The 18,549-nt window shown below is 67.2% G+C and carries 22 protein-coding genes; 18 read left to right on the top strand and 4 right to left on the bottom strand.

Annotation, left to right across the window (positions count from 1 at the left end; translation table 11 throughout):
* Positions 1 to 28 precede the first annotated feature (28 nt).
* Positions 29 to 1,918, bottom strand: coding sequence for a DNA topoisomerase IV subunit B (gene parE, locus NSQ78_RS08285; protein WP_049464702.1), 1,890 nt, complete (start codon positions 1,916 to 1,918; stop codon positions 29 to 31).
* A 159-nt stretch (positions 1,919 to 2,077) separates the two neighbouring features.
* Here parE and NSQ78_RS08290 point away from each other — a divergent pair, with 159 nt between their 5' ends.
* The 9 genes from NSQ78_RS08290 (at position 2,078) to truD (ending at position 9,723) form a co-directional block, all read left to right on the top strand.
* Complete coding sequence (locus tag NSQ78_RS08290) at positions 2,078 to 2,311, top strand: hypothetical protein (RefSeq protein ID WP_064238094.1); 234 nt, start codon at positions 2,078 to 2,080, stop codon at positions 2,309 to 2,311.
* Positions 2,312 to 2,708: 397 nt separating this feature from the next.
* Positions 2,709 to 4,373, top strand: coding sequence for a CTP synthase (locus NSQ78_RS08295; RefSeq protein ID WP_053506902.1), 1,665 nt, complete (start codon positions 2,709 to 2,711; stop codon positions 4,371 to 4,373).
* Positions 4,374 to 4,462: 89 nt separating this feature from the next.
* Entirely contained in the window at positions 4,463 to 5,293 is an 831-nt protein-coding gene (gene kdsA, locus NSQ78_RS08300) for a 3-deoxy-8-phosphooctulonate synthase (protein WP_053463431.1), read from the top strand.
* The gene (locus NSQ78_RS08305) at positions 5,290 to 5,637 is read left to right on the top strand and encodes a hypothetical protein (RefSeq protein WP_064238096.1); all 348 of its coding nucleotides are present in this window, start codon (positions 5,290 to 5,292) and stop codon (positions 5,635 to 5,637) included. Before kdsA ends, NSQ78_RS08305 begins: the two co-directional genes overlap by 4 nt.
* A 180-nt stretch (positions 5,638 to 5,817) precedes the next feature.
* The gene (gene eno / locus NSQ78_RS08310) at positions 5,818 to 7,110 is read left to right on the top strand and encodes a phosphopyruvate hydratase (RefSeq protein ID WP_064238098.1); all 1,293 of its coding nucleotides are present in this window, start codon (positions 5,818 to 5,820) and stop codon (positions 7,108 to 7,110) included.
* 4 nt (positions 7,111 to 7,114) lie between these two features.
* Positions 7,115 to 7,468, top strand: a complete 354-nt coding sequence (ftsB, locus tag NSQ78_RS08315) for a cell division protein FtsB (RefSeq protein WP_049464692.1) — start codon at positions 7,115 to 7,117, stop codon at positions 7,466 to 7,468.
* Positions 7,465 to 8,163 (top strand): 2-C-methyl-D-erythritol 4-phosphate cytidylyltransferase, encoded by a 699-nt coding sequence (ispD, locus tag NSQ78_RS08320; RefSeq protein ID WP_049464689.1) that lies wholly within the window; start codon positions 7,465 to 7,467, stop codon positions 8,161 to 8,163. Before ftsB ends, ispD begins: the two co-directional genes overlap by 4 nt.
* A gap of 34 nt (positions 8,164 to 8,197) precedes the next feature.
* Positions 8,198 to 8,695 carry a 2-C-methyl-D-erythritol 2,4-cyclodiphosphate synthase gene (gene ispF / locus NSQ78_RS08325; protein WP_049464687.1) on the top strand — a complete coding sequence of 166 codons (498 nt, stop codon included), beginning with the start codon at positions 8,198 to 8,200 and terminating at the stop codon, positions 8,693 to 8,695.
* Positions 8,692 to 9,723, top strand: a complete 1,032-nt coding sequence (truD, locus tag NSQ78_RS08330; protein WP_064238100.1) for a tRNA pseudouridine(13) synthase TruD — start codon at positions 8,692 to 8,694, stop codon at positions 9,721 to 9,723. The genes ispF and truD overlap by 4 nt, the downstream gene beginning before the upstream one ends.
* Positions 9,724 to 9,846: 123 nt before the next feature.
* On the opposite strand, the gene NSQ78_RS08335 is transcribed toward truD, so the two are convergent.
* Positions 9,847 to 10,386, bottom strand: coding sequence for a Smr/MutS family protein (locus NSQ78_RS08335; RefSeq protein WP_049464684.1), 540 nt, complete (start codon positions 10,384 to 10,386; stop codon positions 9,847 to 9,849).
* A gap of 209 nt (positions 10,387 to 10,595) precedes the next feature.
* Between NSQ78_RS08335 and surE the strand changes: the two genes are divergently transcribed.
* From surE to NSQ78_RS08360, 5 genes are all read left to right on the top strand, one after another.
* A complete protein-coding gene (gene surE / locus NSQ78_RS08340) occupies positions 10,596 to 11,375 on the top strand; it encodes a 5'/3'-nucleotidase SurE (RefSeq protein ID WP_049464682.1) in 780 nt (259 codons plus the stop codon).
* On the top strand, positions 11,372 to 12,049 hold the full coding sequence (locus tag NSQ78_RS08345; RefSeq protein ID WP_049464681.1) for a protein-L-isoaspartate(D-aspartate) O-methyltransferase: 678 nt from the start codon (positions 11,372 to 11,374) through the stop codon (positions 12,047 to 12,049). The genes surE and NSQ78_RS08345 overlap by 4 nt, the downstream gene beginning before the upstream one ends.
* Positions 12,050 to 12,067: 18 nt before the next feature.
* The gene (locus NSQ78_RS08350) at positions 12,068 to 12,682 is read left to right on the top strand and encodes a YqaA family protein (RefSeq protein WP_014036746.1); all 615 of its coding nucleotides are present in this window, start codon (positions 12,068 to 12,070) and stop codon (positions 12,680 to 12,682) included.
* Positions 12,679 to 13,464, top strand: coding sequence for a peptidoglycan DD-metalloendopeptidase family protein (locus tag NSQ78_RS08355; RefSeq protein ID WP_053507016.1), 786 nt, complete (start codon positions 12,679 to 12,681; stop codon positions 13,462 to 13,464). Before NSQ78_RS08350 ends, NSQ78_RS08355 begins: the two co-directional genes overlap by 4 nt.
* Before the next feature lie 150 nt (positions 13,465 to 13,614).
* Positions 13,615 to 14,103 carry a hypothetical protein gene (locus NSQ78_RS08360; RefSeq protein ID WP_064238104.1) on the top strand — a complete coding sequence of 163 codons (489 nt, stop codon included), beginning with the start codon at positions 13,615 to 13,617 and terminating at the stop codon, positions 14,101 to 14,103.
* A gap of 27 nt (positions 14,104 to 14,130) precedes the next feature.
* On the opposite strand, the gene NSQ78_RS08365 is transcribed toward NSQ78_RS08360, so the two are convergent.
* Together NSQ78_RS08365 and yhbY are read right to left on the bottom strand one after the other, a co-directional pair.
* A complete protein-coding gene (locus NSQ78_RS08365) occupies positions 14,131 to 14,505 on the bottom strand; it encodes an Mth938-like domain-containing protein (RefSeq protein ID WP_014646710.1) in 375 nt (124 codons plus the stop codon).
* Positions 14,506 to 14,518: 13 nt separating this feature from the next.
* Positions 14,519 to 14,824: a ribosome assembly RNA-binding protein YhbY gene (gene yhbY, locus NSQ78_RS08370; protein ID WP_064238106.1), complete on the bottom strand. Its 306-nt coding sequence runs from the start codon at positions 14,822 to 14,824 to the stop codon at positions 14,519 to 14,521.
* Positions 14,825 to 14,889: 65 nt separating this feature from the next.
* Here yhbY and rlmE point away from each other — a divergent pair, with 65 nt between their 5' ends.
* The 4 genes from rlmE (at position 14,890) to NSQ78_RS08390 (ending at position 18,509) form a co-directional block, all read left to right on the top strand.
* Complete coding sequence (gene rlmE / locus NSQ78_RS08375) at positions 14,890 to 15,522, top strand: 23S rRNA (uridine(2552)-2'-O)-methyltransferase RlmE (RefSeq protein WP_064238108.1); 633 nt, start codon at positions 14,890 to 14,892, stop codon at positions 15,520 to 15,522.
* 69 nt (positions 15,523 to 15,591) lie between these two features.
* A complete protein-coding gene (gene ftsH / locus NSQ78_RS08380; RefSeq protein ID WP_049469014.1) occupies positions 15,592 to 17,526 on the top strand; it encodes an ATP-dependent zinc metalloprotease FtsH in 1,935 nt (644 codons plus the stop codon).
* A 99-nt stretch (positions 17,527 to 17,625) separates the two neighbouring features.
* On the top strand, positions 17,626 to 17,811 hold the full coding sequence (locus NSQ78_RS08385) for a hypothetical protein (protein ID WP_049469015.1): 186 nt from the start codon (positions 17,626 to 17,628) through the stop codon (positions 17,809 to 17,811).
* Positions 17,812 to 18,005: 194 nt separating this feature from the next.
* Positions 18,006 to 18,509, top strand: a complete 504-nt coding sequence (locus NSQ78_RS08390; protein WP_053091676.1) for a hypothetical protein — start codon at positions 18,006 to 18,008, stop codon at positions 18,507 to 18,509.
* Positions 18,510 to 18,549 lie beyond the last annotated feature (40 nt).

Here is an 18,549-nt window from a genome sequence, read left to right on the forward strand (position 1 = left end):
AGGAAACGGATCCGACCCCGCGCCGGTATCAGACTTCCAGCGAGGCGAGGTCGCCCTTCGACTCCAGCCAGCCCTTGCGGTCGGAGGCGCGCTTCTTGGCCAGCAGCATGTCCATCAGCGAGCGGGTCTGTTCGCCATCGTCCACGGTCAGCTGCACCAGGCGGCGCGTATCCGGGTGGATGGTCGACTCGCGCAGCTGGTTCGGGTTCATCTCGCCCAGGCCCTTGAAGCGGGTGACGTTGACCGCGCCCTTGATCTTCTCGCGCTCGATCTTGTCCAGCATCGAACGCTTTTCTTCCTCGTCCAGGGCGTAGAACACCTGCTTGCCCACATCGATGCGGAACAGCGGCGGCATCGCCACGAACACGTGGCCGGCATCGACCAGCGCCGGGAAGTGCTTCAGGAACAGCGCGGTCAGCAGGGTTGCGATGTGCAGGCCGTCGGAGTCTGCGTCGGCCAGGATCACCACCTTGCCGTAGCGCAGGCCGGTGATGTCGTCCTTGCCCGGGTCGCAGCCGATGGCCACGGCCAGGTTGTGCACTTCCTCCGAGGCCAGCACGCTGTTGGACGAGACTTCCCAGGTATTGAGGATCTTGCCGCGCAGCGGCAGGATCGCCTGGAAGTCCTTGTCGCGCGCCTGCTTGGCACTGCCACCTGCCGAGTCACCCTCGACCAGGAACAGCTCGGTGCGGGACAGGTCCTGGCTGATGCAGTCAGCCAGCTTGCCGGGCAGGGCCGGGCCCTGTGTGACCTTCTTGCGGACGACCAGCTTCTCGGTCTTCAGGCGTGCACTGGCGCGCTCGATGGCGATCTGCGCGATCTTCTCGCCCAGTTCCACGTTCTGGTTCAGCAGCAGGCTGAAGGCGTCGTGGGCGGCGCCCTCGACAAAGCCGGCCGCCTGGCGCGAGGACAGGCGTTCCTTGGTCTGGCCGCTGAACTGCGGGTCGGTCATCTTCAGCGACAGCACGAACGACACGCGGTCCCACACGTCCTCCGGGGCCAGCTTGACGCCGCGCGGCAGGAGGTTGCGGAAGTCGCAGAACTCGCGCAGCGCCTCGGTCAGGCCGGTACGCAGGCCGTTGACATGGGTGCCGTGCTGGGCGGTGGGGATCAGGTTGACGTAGCTTTCCTGCACCAGCTCGCCTTCCGGCAGCCACGCCACGGCCCAGTCCACCACCTCGGTGTCCTTCTTGAGGTTGCCGACAAACAGGTCGGCCGGCAGCGATTCGCGCTCGCCCAGTTCCAGCTTCAGGTAATCGCGCAGGCCGTCCTCGTAGTACCAGGTATCGACTTCACCGGTGGCTTCGTCGGTCAGCTTCACGGTCAGGCCCGGGCACAGCACGGCCTTGGCGCGCAGCAGGTGCTTCAACGCGCGCACCGCGAACTTCGGCGTATCGAAGTACTTCGGGTCCGGCCAGAAGCGCACGCGGGTACCGGTGTTCTTCTTGCCGACGCTGCCGACCACTTCCAGCGGCGTGGCGCGGTCGCCGTTGCGGAAGGTGATGCGATGCTCGGCACCTTCGCGCTTGATGTGCACCTCCACCAGGGTCGACAGCGCGTTGACCACGCTGACGCCGACGCCGTGCAGGCCGCCGGAGAAGGTGTAGTTGTTGTTGCTGAACTTGCCGCCGGCATGCAGGCGGGTGAGGATCAGTTCGACGCCGGGGATCTTCTCTTCCGGATGGATGTCCACCGGCATGCCGCGGCCGTCATCGCTGACCTCCACGCTGCCGTCCTTGTACAGGGTGATCTCGATCGAGCGGGCGTGGCCGGCGAGGGCCTCGTCCACCGAGTTGTCGATCACTTCCTGCGCCAGGTGGTTCGGGCGCGCGGTGTCGGTGTACATGCCGGGACGGCGCTTGACCGGGTCAAGGCCGGACAGGACTTCAATATCGGCGGCGTTATAGCGGGCGTTCATCTATGTTCTAAAGCGCGGAGCGACGCGCAAGTGTGCGGTCTGGACGGCGATTTTGCACGCCTGCGGTTCAGCCTCGATGGCGGGGAGGGGGTAAAATGACAGCCGCTGGATTCTGAACGCCGGCGCCGCACATCCCAGCCATACCGCGAGGAGGACTCCATGAAGAAGTTGCTGACCATTGCGATCCTGGCCGCTGCCGCCGTTGCAGTGCCGCTGGTGGTGGCGCAGAACGCCGGCCAGCCGGCCCAGCAGCAGGGTGACCAGGCCGACAAGGCGCAGGCCGAGGCCGACGCCAAGGCCAAGCGCCGTGCCCAGGCCAATGCCGAAATGAAGGCGCAGGGCCAGCCGGCCCCGCAGCAGGAAGAGGAAGAGGAAGCGCGCAAGAAGCGCTGATCCCACGGCCTGCCAGACGCCCTTGCGACAAGGGCTGCGCTCCGGAACGCCCCGCCCAGCGGGGCGTTTCTTTTGAGGAACGTGGCGTCTGCCCCTTGGGTTGGCGGCCATCAATCTGTAAACTATGGCTTTCCGGGAGTAAGTGCGTGTCCACCCTTTGCGAATGGGCTGGCACGGCCAAGCGTGGCCGCCAGCAATGCGGGTCGCAGGTGACGGTCGATGTGGCCGGCACGGCCGCCCCGACCTCGCACGGTGGTCCCGGTCCGGCGCCTGCCGCGCGGATCCGCACCTCCCTCGCTGTTGCAGCGAACCGGAAAACCCCCTCTGAGCACCATGCCCGCCCTCCGGGTGCGCGTGGCGCTGCCGTTTTCCATTTCCAGACAGGATGCTTGCAGCCATGACTCCCTTGATTTTCGTAACCGGCGGCGTGGTGTCCTCGCTCGGCAAAGGCATTGCCGCCGCGTCGCTGGCCGCCATTCTCGAAGCCCGTGGCCTGAAGGTCACGATGATGAAGCTCGACCCGTACATCAACGTGGACCCGGGCACGATGAGTCCGTTCCAGCATGGCGAGGTCTATGTCACCGACGACGGTGCCGAGACCGACCTTGACCTGGGCCACTACGAGCGCTTCGTGCGTACCCGCCTGAGCCGCAAGAACTCGGTCACCACCGGTCGCATCTACGAGAACGTGATCCGCAAGGAGCGTCGTGGTGATTACCTCGGCGCGACCGTGCAGGTCATTCCGCACATCACCGACGAGATCCGCCGCTGCATCGATGAGGCCACCGAGGGCTACGACGTCGCGCTGGTCGAGATCGGCGGTACCGTCGGCGACATCGAGTCGCTGCCGTTCCTGGAAGCGATCCGCCAGGTGCGCACCGAGCGCGGCCCGGAGAAGGCGCTGTTCATGCACCTCACCCTGGTGCCGTACATCGGCGCTGCGGGTGAGCTGAAGACCAAGCCGACCCAGCATTCGGTGAAGGAACTGCGCTCGATCGGCATCCAGCCGGACGTGCTGCTGTGCCGCTCCGAACAGACCGTGCCGGATTCGGAGCGCCGCAAGATCGCCCAGTTCACCAACGTCTCCGAGCGCGCGGTGATCAGCGTGCCGGACGTCGACGTGCTGTACCGCATTCCGTCGGGCCTGCACGCGCAGGGCCTGGACGAGATCGTGGTCAACCAGCTGAAGCTGGCTGACAAGGCCGGTCCGGTCGATCTGTCGATGTGGGAGGATGCGGTTGACGCAACCCTGCATCCGCTGGATGAAGTCACGATCGCGGTGGTCGGCAAGTACGTCGATCACCAGGATGCCTACAAGTCGGTGGGCGAGGCGCTGAAGCACGGTGGCCTGCGCCAGCGCACCAAGGTCAACCTGAAGTGGCTGGAAGCGCAGGACCTGGAGGGCACCGACATGGCCGCACTGGCCGATGTCGACGGCATCCTGGTGCCGGGCGGCTTCGGTGACCGTGGTTTCGAAGGCAAGGTGCTGACCTCCAAGTTCGCCCGCGAGCAGCACGTGCCGTACTTCGGCATCTGCTACGGCATGCAGGCGGCCGTGGTCGACTACGCCCGCAACGTGGTTGGCCTGGAAGGCGCCAACAGCACCGAGAACGACCGCCAGTCGCCGAACCCGGTGATCGGCCTGATCACCGAATGGCGCACCGCCAGCGGCGATGTCGAGAAGCGTGACGACAAGAGCGATCTTGGCGGCACCATGCGCCTTGGCCTGCAGGAGCAGCGCCTGAAGCCGGGCACGCTGGCCCGTGAGCTGTACGGCAAGGACGTGGTCGCCGAGCGCCATCGCCACCGCTACGAGTTCAACAACCGCTACCGCACCCAGCTGGAAGATGCGGGGCTGGTGATCGCTGGCAAGTCGATGGATGACACGCTGGTGGAAGTGGTCGAATTGCCGCGCGATACCCATCCGTGGTTCCTGGCCTGCCAGGCGCACCCGGAATTCCTGTCCACGCCGCGTGACGGCCATCCGCTGTTCATCGGTTTCATCCGTGCCGCGCGCGAGCGCAAGGCGGGCGGCAAGCTGCTTTCCGAAGCGCGCGCCTGACTTGTGAATGGGGGCTTCGGCCCCCATCCTGCATGCTTAAACCCCCAGCGCACCGGCCCGGCCGGTGCCGCGGACAACAAGGAAACGCCATGAAACTGTGTGGATTCGAGGTCGGGCTGGACCAGCCCCTGTTCCTGATCGCCGGACCCTGCGTGATCGAGTCGATGCAGCTGCAGCTCGATACCGCCGGCAAGCTGAAGGAAATCACCGACAAGCTCGGCGTCAACTTCATCTTCAAGTCCAGCTTCGACAAGGCCAACCGCACTTCGGGCACCGCGTTCCGCGGCCCGGGCATGGAAGAGGGCCTGAAGGTCCTGGGCGAGGTCAGGAAGCAGATCGGCGTGCCGGTGCTGACCGACGTCCACGAATACACCCCGATGGACGAAGTGGCCTCGGTGGTGGATGTGCTGCAGACCCCGGCGTTCCTGGTCCGCCAGACCGACTTCATCCGCAAGGTGTGCTCGGCCGGCAAGCCGGTCAACATCAAGAAGGGCCAGTTCCTGGCGCCGTGGGACATGAAGCCGGTCGTGGAGAAGGCCAAGGCCACCGGCAACGAGCAGATCATGGTCTGCGAGCGCGGTGCCAGCTTCGGCTACAACAACCTGGTCAGCGACATGCGCTCGCTGGCGGTGATGCGCGATACCGGTTGCCCGGTGGTGTTCGATGCCACCCACTCGGTGCAGCTGCCGGGCGGGCAGGGCACCAGTTCCGGTGGCCAGCGCGAGCACGTGCCGGTGCTGGCGCGCGCTGCAGTGGCAGTGGGCATCTCCGGCCTGTTCGCCGAGACCCATCCGGATCCGTCCAAGGCCCTGTCCGACGGCCCCAATGCGTGGCCGCTGGACCAGATGGAAGCACTGCTCGAGACCCTGATGGAGCTCGACGCGGTGACCAAGAAGCACGGCTTCTCGCGCTTTGCGTGAGCCGTGACCCGTGGCTGGCGCTGGAAAGCCAGCGTCAGCGCCGGCATTGGAGGCAGTGGCCATGGGGCCTGATCGCGCTGGGCCTGGCCGTGCTGTTCACCGCGGGCATGTTCGGGCTGGCGCTGATCGGCGCCGCGTCCGTGCGCCCGCCGGGTGATGGTGGCAGCGGCTTCAACCTGCGCGCCTGCTTCATCGCGCTGCTGATCGGGGAGTTGGTGGCGGCCGTGGGCTGCATCGCTGCCGCCGGACTGGCGTGGCGCCTGAACCGTGGCAAGGTGGCGGCCGGCCTGGCGATCATCCTGCTCTCGCTGTGGCTCGGCGCCCTGTTCTACGGGCTGCTCTGATGAATGCGACCCTGGCAAGGCGTGATCGGCCCGGGGTCTGATCGCGCTGGCGCTGGCGGCGCGTTGCTGGGCCAGTCTGGCTGACGGCGCCCGCGCCATTTGGCAAGTGGCGGGCAGCCGGGGATAATCACGCGGCATTCGTTTTGTCGCCCCCTCTCCAGACAGGTAACCGGCCCGACCATGAGTACGATCCGCAGCATCCACGCCCGTGAAATCCTCGACAGCCGTGGCAACCCCACGCTGGAAGCCGAAGTCATCCTGGAGGACGGTTCGTTCGGTCGCGCCGCGGTTCCCTCCGGCGCCTCGACCGGCACCAAGGAAGCGGTCGAGCTGCGTGACGGCGACAAGACCCGTTACCTGGGCAAGGGCGTGCGCAAGGCCGTCGACAACGTCAACACCACGATTGCCGCCGCGCTCAAGGGCTTCGAAGCCACCGACCAGGCCGGCCTCGACCGTCGCCTGATCGATCTGGACGGCACCGAGAACAAGGGTCGGCTGGGCGCCAACGCACTGCTGGGTGTTTCGATGGCCGCCGCGCACGCCGCTGCCGCGTCGAACAAGCAGGCGCTGTGGCAGTACCTGGCGGCCAAGACCGGGGTGACCCCGTCGCTGCCGGTGCCGATGATGAACATCATCAACGGCGGCGCGCATGCCGACAACAACGTCGACTTCCAGGAGTTCATGGTGCTGCCGGTCGGCTTCACCTCGTTCTCCGAAGCGCTGCGTGCCGGTACCGAAATCTTCCATTCGCTGAAGTCGGTGCTGAAGGGCCACGGCCTGAGCACGGCGGTGGGCGACGAGGGCGGTTTCGCGCCGGACTTCCGCAGCAACGTCGAAGCACTCGACACCATCCTCGAAGCGATCGGCAAGGCCGGCTACACCGCCGGTGAAGACGTGCTGTTGGGCCTGGACGTGGCCTCCAGCGAGTTCTTCGAGAACGGCAAGTACAACCTGGTCGGCGAGAACAAGCGCCTGACCTCCGAGCAGTTCGTCGACTTCCTCGCCGACTGGGCCGCGCAGTACCCGATCATCACGATTGAAGACGGCCTGGCCGAGAACGACTGGGCCGGCTGGAAGCTGCTGACCGAGCGCATCGGCAAGAAGGTGCAGCTGGTCGGTGACGACCTGTTCGTGACCAACCCGAAGATCTTCCAGGAAGGCATCGATTCGGGCACCGCCAACGCGATCCTGATCAAGGTCAACCAGATCGGCACGCTCAGCGAAACCCTGGAAGCGATCGCCATGGCCGACCGCGCCGGCTATGCCGCCGTGGTCTCGCACCGCTCGGGCGAAACCGAAGACACCACCATCGCCGACATCGCCGTGGCCACCACCGCCACCCAGATCAAGACCGGTTCGCTGTGCCGCAGCGATCGCGTGGCCAAGTACAACCAGCTGCTGCGCATCGAGGAAGCCCTCGGCGCCGGCGCGCGTTACGCCGGTCGTGACGCGTTCGTTTCGCTGAAGCGCTGAGCCGATGCGCGACTGGCGCTGGATGCTGCTGGTGCTGGCCCTGTTGCTGGGCTGGCTGCAGTACCGCTTCTGGTTCGGTCCGGGCAATTCGGGCGAAGTGATGATGCTCGAAGCCCAGGTCGCCAACCAGGAGCGGGACAACGAGGGCCTGCAGCAGCGCAACGACGCGCTGGCTGCTGAAGTGAAGGACCTCAAGGAAGGCCAGTCCGCCATCGAGGAGCGCGCGCGCAGCGAGCTGGGCATGATCAAGCCCGGCGAGAAGTTCTACCGCGTGGTCGAGGATGCGCCGGTCGCTCCGGTGCAGCCTGCTGCAGGGGCCAACGCGCCGGCGGGCGAACACCCGGCGGATGTGCCATGAGCGCGGCGATCTGGGTGGTGGTTCCGGCCGCAGGCCGCGGCACCCGCTTCGGCGCGCCGCTGCCCAAGCAGTACCTGCAGGCGGGCGGGCAGATCCTGCTTGCCCATACCCTGGACGCCCTGCTGGCGCACCCGGCCGTCGCCGGGGCGATGGTGGTGATCGGCCAGGACGATGCGGACTGGCCCGGCTGGAATGACTGGGCCGGCAAGCCGGTACGGACCTGCATCGGTGGCGCAACCCGTGCCGCCTCGGTGCTGGCCGGGCTGCAGGCGCTGCCGGATTCGGTGCGCGCCGATGAGTTCGTGCTGGTCCACGATGCGGCCCGGCCCAACCTGTCGCTGGCCGACCTTGGCCGCCTGCTTGAAGTCGGTCGTGCCGACCCGGTCGGGGCGATCCTGGCCGCACCGGTGCGCGACACCCTCAAGCGCGCCGGCGACGACGGTGGCATCGATGGCACCGAGCCGCGCGAGCGCCTGTGGCGTGCATTGACGCCGCAGCTGTTCCGCCGCCACCAGCTCAGCCGCGCGCTGTCCGAAGCCGCTGCCGCCGGTGTCGAAGTCACCGACGAGGCCATGGCCATGGAGCGCCAGGGCCAGCGCCCGCTGCTGGTGGAAGGCAGCGAGGACAACTTCAAGGTCACCACTCCGGCCGATCTCGACCGGTTCGAATTCGTACTTTCCCGCCGCGCCGGCTGACCGCCCGCGCGGCCCTGCTGCAAGGGTTGCATCCATGAGCACCGCACCGTTCCCGCCCGTCCGCATCGGCCAGGGCTACGACGTCCATGCCTTCGGTGAGGGCGATCACATCATGCTCGGTGGGGTGAACGTGCCGCACAGCTGCGGCGTGCTCGCGCACAGCGACGGCGACGTGATCCTGCATGCCCTGTGCGACGCGATGCTCGGTGCGCTGGCGCTGGGTGACATCGGCCAGCACTTCCCGCCGAGTGACGACCGCTGGAAGGGTGCCGACAGCAGTGACTTCGTGCGCCACTGCGACGGCCTGCTGCGCGAGCGGGGCTGGCGCGTCGGCAACACCGACATCACGGTGATCTGCGAGCGTCCGAAGGTCGGCCCGCATGCGCTGGCCATGCGCGAGCGCATCGGCGGCCTGCTGCAGCTGCCGCTGGATGCGGTCAGCGTCAAGGCCACCACGTCGGAGAAGCTCGGTTTCACCGGCCGTGGCGAAGGCATCGCCGCACAGGCGGTCGTGTTGCTGGTGGCGGCATGATCCCGCTGCCGTTGGCATTTGGTGCGCCGTTGCTGTCGGCTCGCATCCGCACCACGCCGGAGGATTTCCAGGTGGACGAGTTGCCGGCGTTCGAAGCGACCGGCGAAGGCGAGCACCTGCTGCTGCACATCCGCAAGCGTGGTGCCAACACCGTGCATGTGGCCAAGCGGCTGGCCACGTGGGGGGGCCTGTCGGAGATGGCAGTGAGCTATGCCGGCATGAAGGATCGCAACGCGGTCACCACTCAGCGTTTCAGCGTGCACCTGCCCAAGCGCATCGCACCGGACCTGGCCGGTTTGGCCAGCGACGAGATCGAGGTGCTCGACGCGACCTGGCACAACCGCAAGCTGCAGCGCGGCGCACTGGCCGGCAACCGCTTCAGGCTGGTGCTGCGCGAAGTGCGGGGTGATGCCGCCGCAATCAGCGAACGCCTGCAGCAGATTGCCGAACGCGGTCTGCCGAACTGGTTCGGCGAACAGCGCTTCGGGCGCGATGGCGGCAACGTGCCAGCGGCACTGGCGATGTTCGGTGGTCGCCGCATGCGCAAGGACCAGCGTTCGCTGTTGCTGTCGGCTGCCCGTTCGGCGCTGTTCAACCGCGTGCTCGCCGCGCGCGTGGAGCAGGGCAACTGGGATCAGCCGCTGCAGGGTGAAGTGTGGATGCTCGACGGCAGCCGCAGCGTGTTCGGTCCCGAGCCGTACACCGACGTGCTGGCCGAGCGCCTGGCGCGTTTCGACATCCATCCCAGCGCGCCGTTGTGGGGCGAAGGCGAGCTGCGCAGCGCCGATGCCGCACGCGCGCTGGAGCTGGCCGCGCTGGACGACGACGAATCGAAGGCGCTGCGGGCCGGCCTGGAAGAGGCGCGATTGAAGCAGGAACGGCGCGCGCTGCGCCTGCGCCCGGCATTGCTGCAGCATCAGTGGCTGGCCAGTGATGTACTGGAACTCTCGTTCGCGCTGCCGCCGGGCTGCTACGCCACCGCCGTGCTGCACGAACTCGGCCCCGTCGAAGACGCCTCGCAGGCCTGAGCAGGGCGCGCGGTAGAGTCGACTGTCAGTCGACTTGCGCGCGCAGCGCGGGGTATTCGCTTGCCGCTGGAAGAGCAGTCGACTGACAGTCGACTCTACCTGGACACACGGCGACCCCTTTTTTCAGCGCCGTGCCAGCAGCACCAGTACCGCGCCGGTCCCGCCTTGGCCGGTCGGCGCCGAATGGAACGCCAGCACGTCATTGCGCAGCCGCAGCAGGCGGTCAACCAGGTTCTTCAGCACCGGCGCGCCGCCGTCGGACTGCAGTCCCTTCCCATGGATGATGCGCACGCACCCATACTCATGGGCATGCGCTTCCAGCAAGAACTGGCGCAGCAGGGCTTCGGCCTGCGCGGCGGTGGCACCGTGCAGGTCCAGCTCGTCCTGCACCGAGTACTGGCCGCGCTTGAGGCGCTGGAACAGGCGCGGCGGCAGGTTGTCGCGGCGATAGCTGGCCACGTCGCCAGCTTCCAGCGGAGTACTGTCGCGCAGCAGCCGGGCGAACTCGCCGGCTGCCTCGGCCTCGTCACGTTCGGCCATCCGCGCGCGTGGTTTCGGCCGGGGCGCGGCAGGCGCCGGCTCGGCATCCTTGCGCAGCGGCGTCACTGCGCCGATGGCCGCACGGAACAGCGCGGCGGGATCTTCGTCTTCAGGGTGCGACATGCGCACAGGGTAAACCGCCGGCGCAGGTCTGCCTATGACGGTTCGATGTCGGTCGTGACCGCCGGCAGGGTAGGACCGGCGGCCCGCATGCGGCACAATAGACGATGCCCTTGCAGGGTCGACGGCTTCCGCAGGGGAGCGCGACGGTCCCGCCCACACTGCACGGTGACGGAATCGAATTCTTGGAAAATCAAGCGGTTAAATCGAAGATGCGAATCCTGGTCAGCAATGACGATGGCGTCGACGCCGCAGGCATCCGGATGCTTGCCTCGGTGCTGCGCGAGGCTGGACACGAAGTCACGGTGGTCGCGCCCGACCGCGACCGCTCCGGTGCCAGCAATTCGCTGACCCTGGACCTGCCGATCCGGCTCAAGCGCATCGACCATTACACCGTTTCGGTGGCAGGTACACCCACCGACTGCGTGCATCTGGCGTTGACCGGCCTGCTTGAGTTCGAGCCCGACATTGTCGTGTCCGGCATCAACAATGTCGCCAATCTCGGCGACGACGTGATCTATTCCGGCACCGTCTCGGCAGCGATGGAAGGTCGCTTCCTTGGACTGCCCGCCGTGGCGGTGTCGCTGGTCAGCCGCAACCACGATCCGAAGCACTACGAAACCGCGGCGCGCGCGGCGGTGGAGATCGTCACCCGGCTCAAGGCCGATCCGCTGCCGGCCGACACCATCCTCAATGTCAACGTGCCGGACCTGCCGTGGAGCGAGGTCAAGGGCTTCGAGGTCACCCGTCTCGGCAACCGGCACCGCGCCGAGGGCTGCATCGCGCAGAAGGATCCGCGCGGCAACGAGGTGTACTGGATCGGCCCGGCCGGCCGCGAGCAGGACTCCGGCCCCGGTACCGACTTCCACGCCGTGCGTACCGGCCATATCTCGATCACGCCGATCCAGGTGGACCTGACCCGCTACCAGGCCCTGGAAAAGGTGGCCAGCTGGGTCGGCGGCCTCAGCGCCGCGCTGGACCAGCCGGCATGAGTCCGCGCCTGCGACTGCAGCCGGAGGCCGTGGGTATCGGCATGACCTCGCAGCGCGTGCGTGACCGCCTGGTCGACCGCCTGCGCGAGGCCGGCATCGCCGACGAGTCCACCTTGAATGCGATCCGCGTGGTGCCGCGCCATCTGTTCATTGATGAAGCGCTGGCGTCGCGTGCCTATGAGGACACCGCGCTGCCGATCGGCCACGGGCAGACGATCTCGCAGCCCTGGGTGGTTGCGCGGATGACCGAGGCGGTCCTCCAGGTCGCGCCGAAGCGGGTGCTGGAAGTCGGCACCGGTTCCGGCTACCAGGCCGCCATCCTCGGCGCGCTGGGCCTGGAGGTCTACACCGTGGAACGGATCGGCGACCTGCTGCGCCAGGCGCGCAAGCGCTTCCGTGCGTTGGGCATGAACATCCGCACCAAGCATGACGACGGCCGCGCTGGCTGGGCCGAGCACGGTCCGTTCGATGCCATCGTGGTCACTGCCGCGGCGCCGGCGCTGGTCGACGAACTGGTCGGGCAGCTGGCCGAAGGCGGGCGTCTGGTCGCACCGGTCGGTGGCCCGGGTGGGCAGTCGCTGGTGCAGCTGGACCGCAGACCCGATGGCAGCATCGAACAACGCGTGCTGGCGCCGGTCACGTTCGTGCCGCTGCTGTCTGGCATGCTCGACTAATCCACGGAGCAGGGTTGCATGAAGATTTTCGGGCCGCTGTACGAGCGGGCGATGAAGTGGGCGGCGCACGAACGCGCGCCGACCTACCTGACGGTGTTGAGTTTCTTCGAAGCCATCATCTTCCCGGTGATGCCGGAGGTGATGCTGGCGCCGATGTGCGTGGCCCAGCCCAAGCGGGGCTGGTGGTTCGCCACCCTCAGCCTGGCGGGCTCGATGGTCGGCGCACTGGTCGGCTACGCGCTGGGGCATTACGCCTTCGAGGCGATCAAGCCACTGTTCGAAGCGCTGGGCATGTTGCCTGCGATCGAACAGGGCATTACCACCGTGCAGGCGAAGATGGCCGAATCGCCGTGGGCGGTGTTCACCTTCCTGGTGCTGGGCGGCTTCATGCCGATCCCGATGAAGGTCTTCACGTGGGCATCGGGTATCGTCGGCGTACCGATGCCGCAGTATCTGTTGAGCATGCTGATCGGTCGCGGCAAGCGCGTGTTCGTGCTGGCTGCGGTGATCCGTATCGGTGGTGCGCGTGCCGAAGCGGCATTGCGTCGCTGGATTGAACCGCTGGGCTGGATCGCCACCGCGCTGGTGGTGGTGCTGATCGCCTGGCTTGTATGGAGGTCGAAGTTCGCATGAGTCCTGATCGTCTGAGCAAGGGAGTGCGCATCGGCGCGCTGGCGTTGCTGGTTTCCACCCTGGCCGCCTGCGGCACCGCCACCGTGGTCCGCCCGGGCGGCGGCAGTGCCGGTGGTGCGGTGACCACGCCGAAGACCTCGGTGCCCAAGCCCGGGCAGACCGTGGTGGTGCGCAAGGGCGACACCATCTATGCGCTGGCCCGCATCCATGACATCACGCCGGCCGACCTGATCGCGTGGAACAGCCTGGACAATCCTTCGACCATCTACCCGGGCCAGGTGATCCGCCTGTATCCGCCGGGTGCGGGTGGTGGTCGTGCGCCGACTACGGTGGTCACTGCGCCGCGCCCGGGTGGCAGCAGCGCTGGCAGTACTGCGCCGACCCCGGCACCGGCCGGTCCGGTGAAGAGCAATATCGCCTGGCGCTGGCCGGCCGATGGCGCCATCGTCGGCCGCTACGTTGCCGGCGATGCGACCAAGCAGGGCGTGGACATCGCCGGTACCAGCGGCCAGCCGGTCAAGGCCACCGCCAACGGTGTGGTGGTGTACTCCGGCGCCGGCCTGGTCGGCTACGGCGAGCTGATCATCATCAAGCACAGCGACCAGTGGCTGTCGGCCTATGGCCACAACCGCAAGCGCCTGGTGAACGAAGGGCAGAGCGTGAAGGCAGGCGAGCAGATCGCCGAGATGGGCCGCACCGGCGCGAACCGCGACATGGTCCACTTCGAGATCCGCTACAACGGCAAGCCGGTCGACCCGCAGCAATACCTCCCGGCGCGTTGATCGCCGGATGCGCAAGCGCCGGGCCGCGCCCGGCGTCCTCGCCTGGTGGCGTCGGGCCGGGCGAGGCGCGCGTTTGAGAGACGTATCTCAACCTTCCCGACGGGCGCGGAACGCGGCATGCTGCTGCGCACCCAGCCAACCCGGTGCCGTATGAGCCGCTTCGCCGTCTTCCTGCCGCTGTTCATCGTCGCGCCGCTGTCCGCCGCCAGCACCGATCCGCGCGAGGTGGTTACCCGCCTGTACGCTGTCGTCCAGGCGCCAGCGTCGGACGACGCGGCCATTGCGCCGCTGCTGGGCGATGCCCTGCGCTCAGCGGTCGAGGCGCAGCGCGCTTACGAGCAGGCGTGTACCGCACTGGCTGCGCCTGACGAGAAGCCGCACATGCTCGACCAGAGTTCCTACCTGATGGCGCCGGATCGACCACAGACGGTGAGCGTGGGAATGCCCGGGTCCACCGGCAACGCCACGTGGGTCCCGGTCGATCTGGCGGTGGGTGACTATCGCTGGACCGACCGGGTCCTGCTGCAGCGGCAGGGCCAGGACTGGCAGGTCATGGAGATCCGCTGGGGGCAGGGCGGCAACCTGATCGGTCGGCTGCAGGCGTTCTCCGCGTTCCGCTGCACGCCTTCGCGCAGCTAGCGCCGGGCGGCACCCGGCGCCTCGAATTCAGCCTTCCAGGATGAAGGCGGCGGCGACCTTGCGGCCTTCGCCGGCCAGGATGTTGAAGGTGCGCGCGGCGGCCGGATTGTTCATCACCTCCAGGCCGATGCCACGCGACAGGCAGGCGGCCATCACCACCGCGGGCGGGAATACCTGACGGTCACCCGTGCCCAGCACGATCAGCGCCGGGTTCAGCGCCAGGATCGGCTCCAGGTCCGCCAGCTGCAGCGCGGCGGCACTTGCCACCGGCCAGTGCGTGACCAGTTGGTCCGGGGTGAGGAAGAAACTGCCGCCCAGCACCTGGTCATTCACCTTGGCCGAGCGGCCATCGGCGGCGCGCAGGCTGTAGGCGTAATCCGGCGGTTCGTGGTTCAGCTGCATGACGGTGGGACGATCAGCCGCGCGGCAGCACGATCTGACGCTGTTCCTTGCTCGGGCGGTACAGCACCGCGACGTGGCCGATGCGCTGCACCAGTGCGCTCCCGGTGGCTTCGACGATCTCGCTGATCATCGCGTCACGGGCGTCGCGATCCTCTGCGGCGACCTTCACCTTGACCAGTTCGTGGCGCTCCAGCACTTCGTTCAGCTCCGCGATGAAGGCCGGGGTCACACCCTTGCCGCCGGTCTGCAGCAGGGCCTTCAGGTCGTGGGCTTGGCCGCGCAGGAAACGGGTCTGGGAGGCGGTCAGGGCGATGGACATGCAGGAAAACACGGTTGAATGGGGCGATCAGGGTATCATGAGGACCCCATCAGCCCCTATTTTCAATGGCTACCCGCAGCAAAAGCAGCCAGCGCTGGCTCAAGGAACACTTCTCCGACCCCTTCGTGAAGAAGGCGCAGGCCGAGGGCATGCGCTCGCGCGCCGCCTACAAGCTCGAGGAGCTGCTCGAACGTGACCGCCTGCTGAAGCCGCACATGGTGGTGGTCGACCTTGGCGCGGCCCCCGGCGGCTGGTCTCAGCAGGTTCGGAGACAGATCGGCGACACCGGTAGAGTGCTGGCGCTGGACATCCTGGACATGCCGCCGCTGGCCGGCGTGGAGTTCCTTCATGGTGACTTCAGGGAAGACGCCGTCCTATCACAGTTTGAAGCCATGCTCGGGGACCAGCCGGTAGACCTTGTGCTGTCGGACATGGCCCCCAATAAGAGTGGTGTGGGCGCGGTCGACCAGCCGCGGATGATGCACCTGGCGGAGCTGGCCCTGGATTTTGCCGACAACCACCTCAAGACCGGTGGGGCATTCCTGATCAAGCTGTTCCAGGGTGAGGGCTTTGACGACTACGTGCGCGACATGCGCCGCCGGTACGACAAGGTCTCCATCCGCAAGCCGGAAGCCTCGCGCAAGCGCTCCCCCGAGGTGTATGCCTTGGGTCAGGGAAAACGCGCCCACATGAAGTAAGCTCGCACTGTACGCAAGTTCGACCCCCACGCAACGCCAGCACTGAGAGGAACACCGGAGCCAATGAGGATGAACGACTTGACCAAGAACCTCCTGCTATGGGTGGTCGTCGCCGTCGTGCTGATGGTGGTCTTCCAGAGCTTCTCGCCCAAGACCTCGGGGGCGGGCGCGCAGGGTGCGTCCTACTCGCAGTTTCTGGACCAGGTGGACAGTGGCAACGTGCAGAAGGTCGCCTTCGGCGGCGACATGCGCGGCGGCACCAGCCAGCTGACCTACACCACCCGTGGTGGGCAGTCGTCCACCATCACCGCGCCGTTCGATCGGGACCTGATCAACGTGCTGCGTACCAAGAACGTGGAAATCGTGCAGGAGGAGCCGTCCAGCGGCATTTCCCTCGGCGCGATCCTGATGAATTTCCTGCCGGTCATCCTGATCATCGGCTTCTGGTTGTTCATCATGCGCCAGATGCAGGGCGGCGGTGGCGGTGCCAAGGGCGCGATGTCCTTCGGCAAGTCGCGCGCCAAGCTGCAGGGCGAGGACCAGATCAAGGTCACCTTCGCCGACGTCGCCGGCTGCGACGAGGCCAAGGAAGAAGTGGGCGAGCTGGTTGACTTCCTGCGCGACCCGTCGAAGTTCACCAAGCTGGGCGGCAAGATTCCGCGCGGCGTGCTGATGGTCGGGCCGCCGGGTACCGGCAAGACGCTGCTGGCCAAGGCCATTGCCGGCGAAGCCAAGGTGCCGTTCTTCTCGATCTCCGGTTCGGACTTCGTGGAAATGTTCGTCGGCGTCGGCGCCAGCCGCGTGCGCGACATGTTCGAGCAGGCCAAGAAGCATGCCCCGTGCATCATCTTCATCGACGAAATCGACGCCGTCGGTCGCCATCGTGGCGCCGGCCTGGGCGGTGGCCATGACGAGCGCGAGCAGACCCTGAACCAGCTGCTGGTCGAAATGGACGGTTTCGAGGGCGGTGAAGGCGTGATCGTGATCGCCGCCACCAACCGTCCGGACGTGCTGGACCCGGCGCTGCTGCGCCCGGGCCGTTTCGACCGCCAGGTCGTGGTCGGCCTGCCGGACGTGAAGGGCCGCGAGCACATCCTGAAGGTCCACATGCGCAAGCTGCCGCTGGCCGACGACGTCGAGCCGATGGTGATCGCGCGGGGTACTCCGGGCTTCTCCGGCGCCGACCTGGCCAACCTCTGCAACGAGGCGGCCCTGTTCGCCGCGCGCGGCAACGAGAAGGAAGTCCGCATGGACCACTTCGACCGTGCCCGCGACAAGATCCTGATGGGTGCCGAGCGCCGCTCGATGGCCATGAGCGAGGACGAGAAGACCCTGACCGCGTACCACGAAGCGGGTCACGCCATCGTCGGCCGCCTGGTGCCCGAGCACGATCCGGTCTACAAGGTCACCATCATTCCGCGCGGCCGTGCGCTGGGCGTGACGATGTACCTGCCGGAAGGCGACAAGTACTCGATGAACCGCGTGGCGATCCAGTCGCAGCTGTGCTCCCTGTACGGCGGCCGTGTCGCCGAAGAGCTGATCTTCGGCGAGGACAAGGTCACCACCGGTGCCTCCAACGACATCGAGCGCGCCACCAAGATGGCCCGCAACATGGTCACCAAGTGGGGCCTGTCGGAGCAGCTCGGCCCGATCGCCTATGGCGAAGAGGACGACGAGGTGTTCCTCGGCCGTTCGGTCACCCAGCACAAGAGCGTGTCCAACGACACGGCGCGCCGGATCGACGAGGAAGTGCGCAACATCCTCGACAAGGCCTATGCCCGCACCACCCAGCTGCTGACCGAGAACATCGACAAGCTGCATGCGATGTCGCAGCTGCTGCTGCAGTACGAGACCATCGACGCACCGCAGATCGACGCCATCATGGAAGGCCGCGATCCGCCGCCGCCGGCGGGCTGGAGCAAGTCGAACAAGGACGGTGGCAACGACAAGGGCGGCGACGCCCGCCCGCTGCCGCCGATCGCAGGCCCGGCCGAATCGCATTGACGGCCCGCTGCACGTAACACCAGACGAGGCCGGGGCAACCCGGCCTTGTCGTTTCCGGGCCTTCGGCCCCTCCCGAACCGAACTGATGCTGGAGCCTGCATGTCCGCCCCGAAGCCCGAACCGATTTCCCACACCGCCGAAATGATCATCGCCACCGTGGTCGGCGTGGGCGTAGGGCTGGGCGCCGACAACCTGCTGCTGGGCTGCGTGGTGGGCATCGCCGTCGGCGTCGTGCTGAGCATCGCCAGGACCCTGTACGTGGATCGTAGGCGCCGGCGGCGTTGACGGCGCCGCGGCAGGGCACGTTCCCATCAGTAGCGTTGCGCGGTGGGCGGTGACTCCCGCCGCGTGCGCATGATCTCCACCGCGCAGCACGACCGCCCCCTGCACGTGTTGGGCCTTGCATGACAGCCCGTTCGCGCGTCACGATGCGCGGCCACGGCCGCCATAGGGGGAGGCCGGGATTACAGGGGAACACCATGAAACTGCTGCTTCCGCTGGCCCTCGCAGGGCTGGCAACCATCGCCGTACCCGCCGCTGCCGCAGATATCCGCACCGCACAGCCGGTTCCTTTCGCGGACTCGGCGATCATCGCCGACGCCATCAGGAACGAGTGCAGCATCGGCACCACGCTGGCGCAGTCGCTGTCCACCCATGCCACTCGTCACGGCAATACCGTCGTGCCCGGCCCGGTGGGTGCCGAGAGCGGCAACGGACGTTCACTGAAGCTTGAGCTGGTTGAAGCGCAGAGCGCAGGCAACGCCTTCGTCGGGCATTTCAAGTCCGCCGCCGTGCGTGGCGTGCTGTTCGAGGATGGCCACCAGGTCGCGACCGTCACCGCACGCCGTGTGTCCCGCGGCGGGGCGTTCGGCGGTTTCAAGGGGTCCTGTGCCGTGCTTGATCGCACCGTCAGCGCCATTGGCGAAGACCTTGCCGGCTGGTTGGCGGCGCCGACGGACAACGCGCGCCTCGGCGATTTCTGAGGGCGCTGTCGTTACCCTCGGATGTCCGTGCCCGCTTCGG

It is taken from the genome of Stenotrophomonas sp. FSL W7-1447, from assembly GCF_037966425.1.
In the GTDB taxonomy this organism is placed as follows: Bacteria; Pseudomonadota; Gammaproteobacteria; order Xanthomonadales; family Xanthomonadaceae; genus Stenotrophomonas; species Stenotrophomonas pavanii.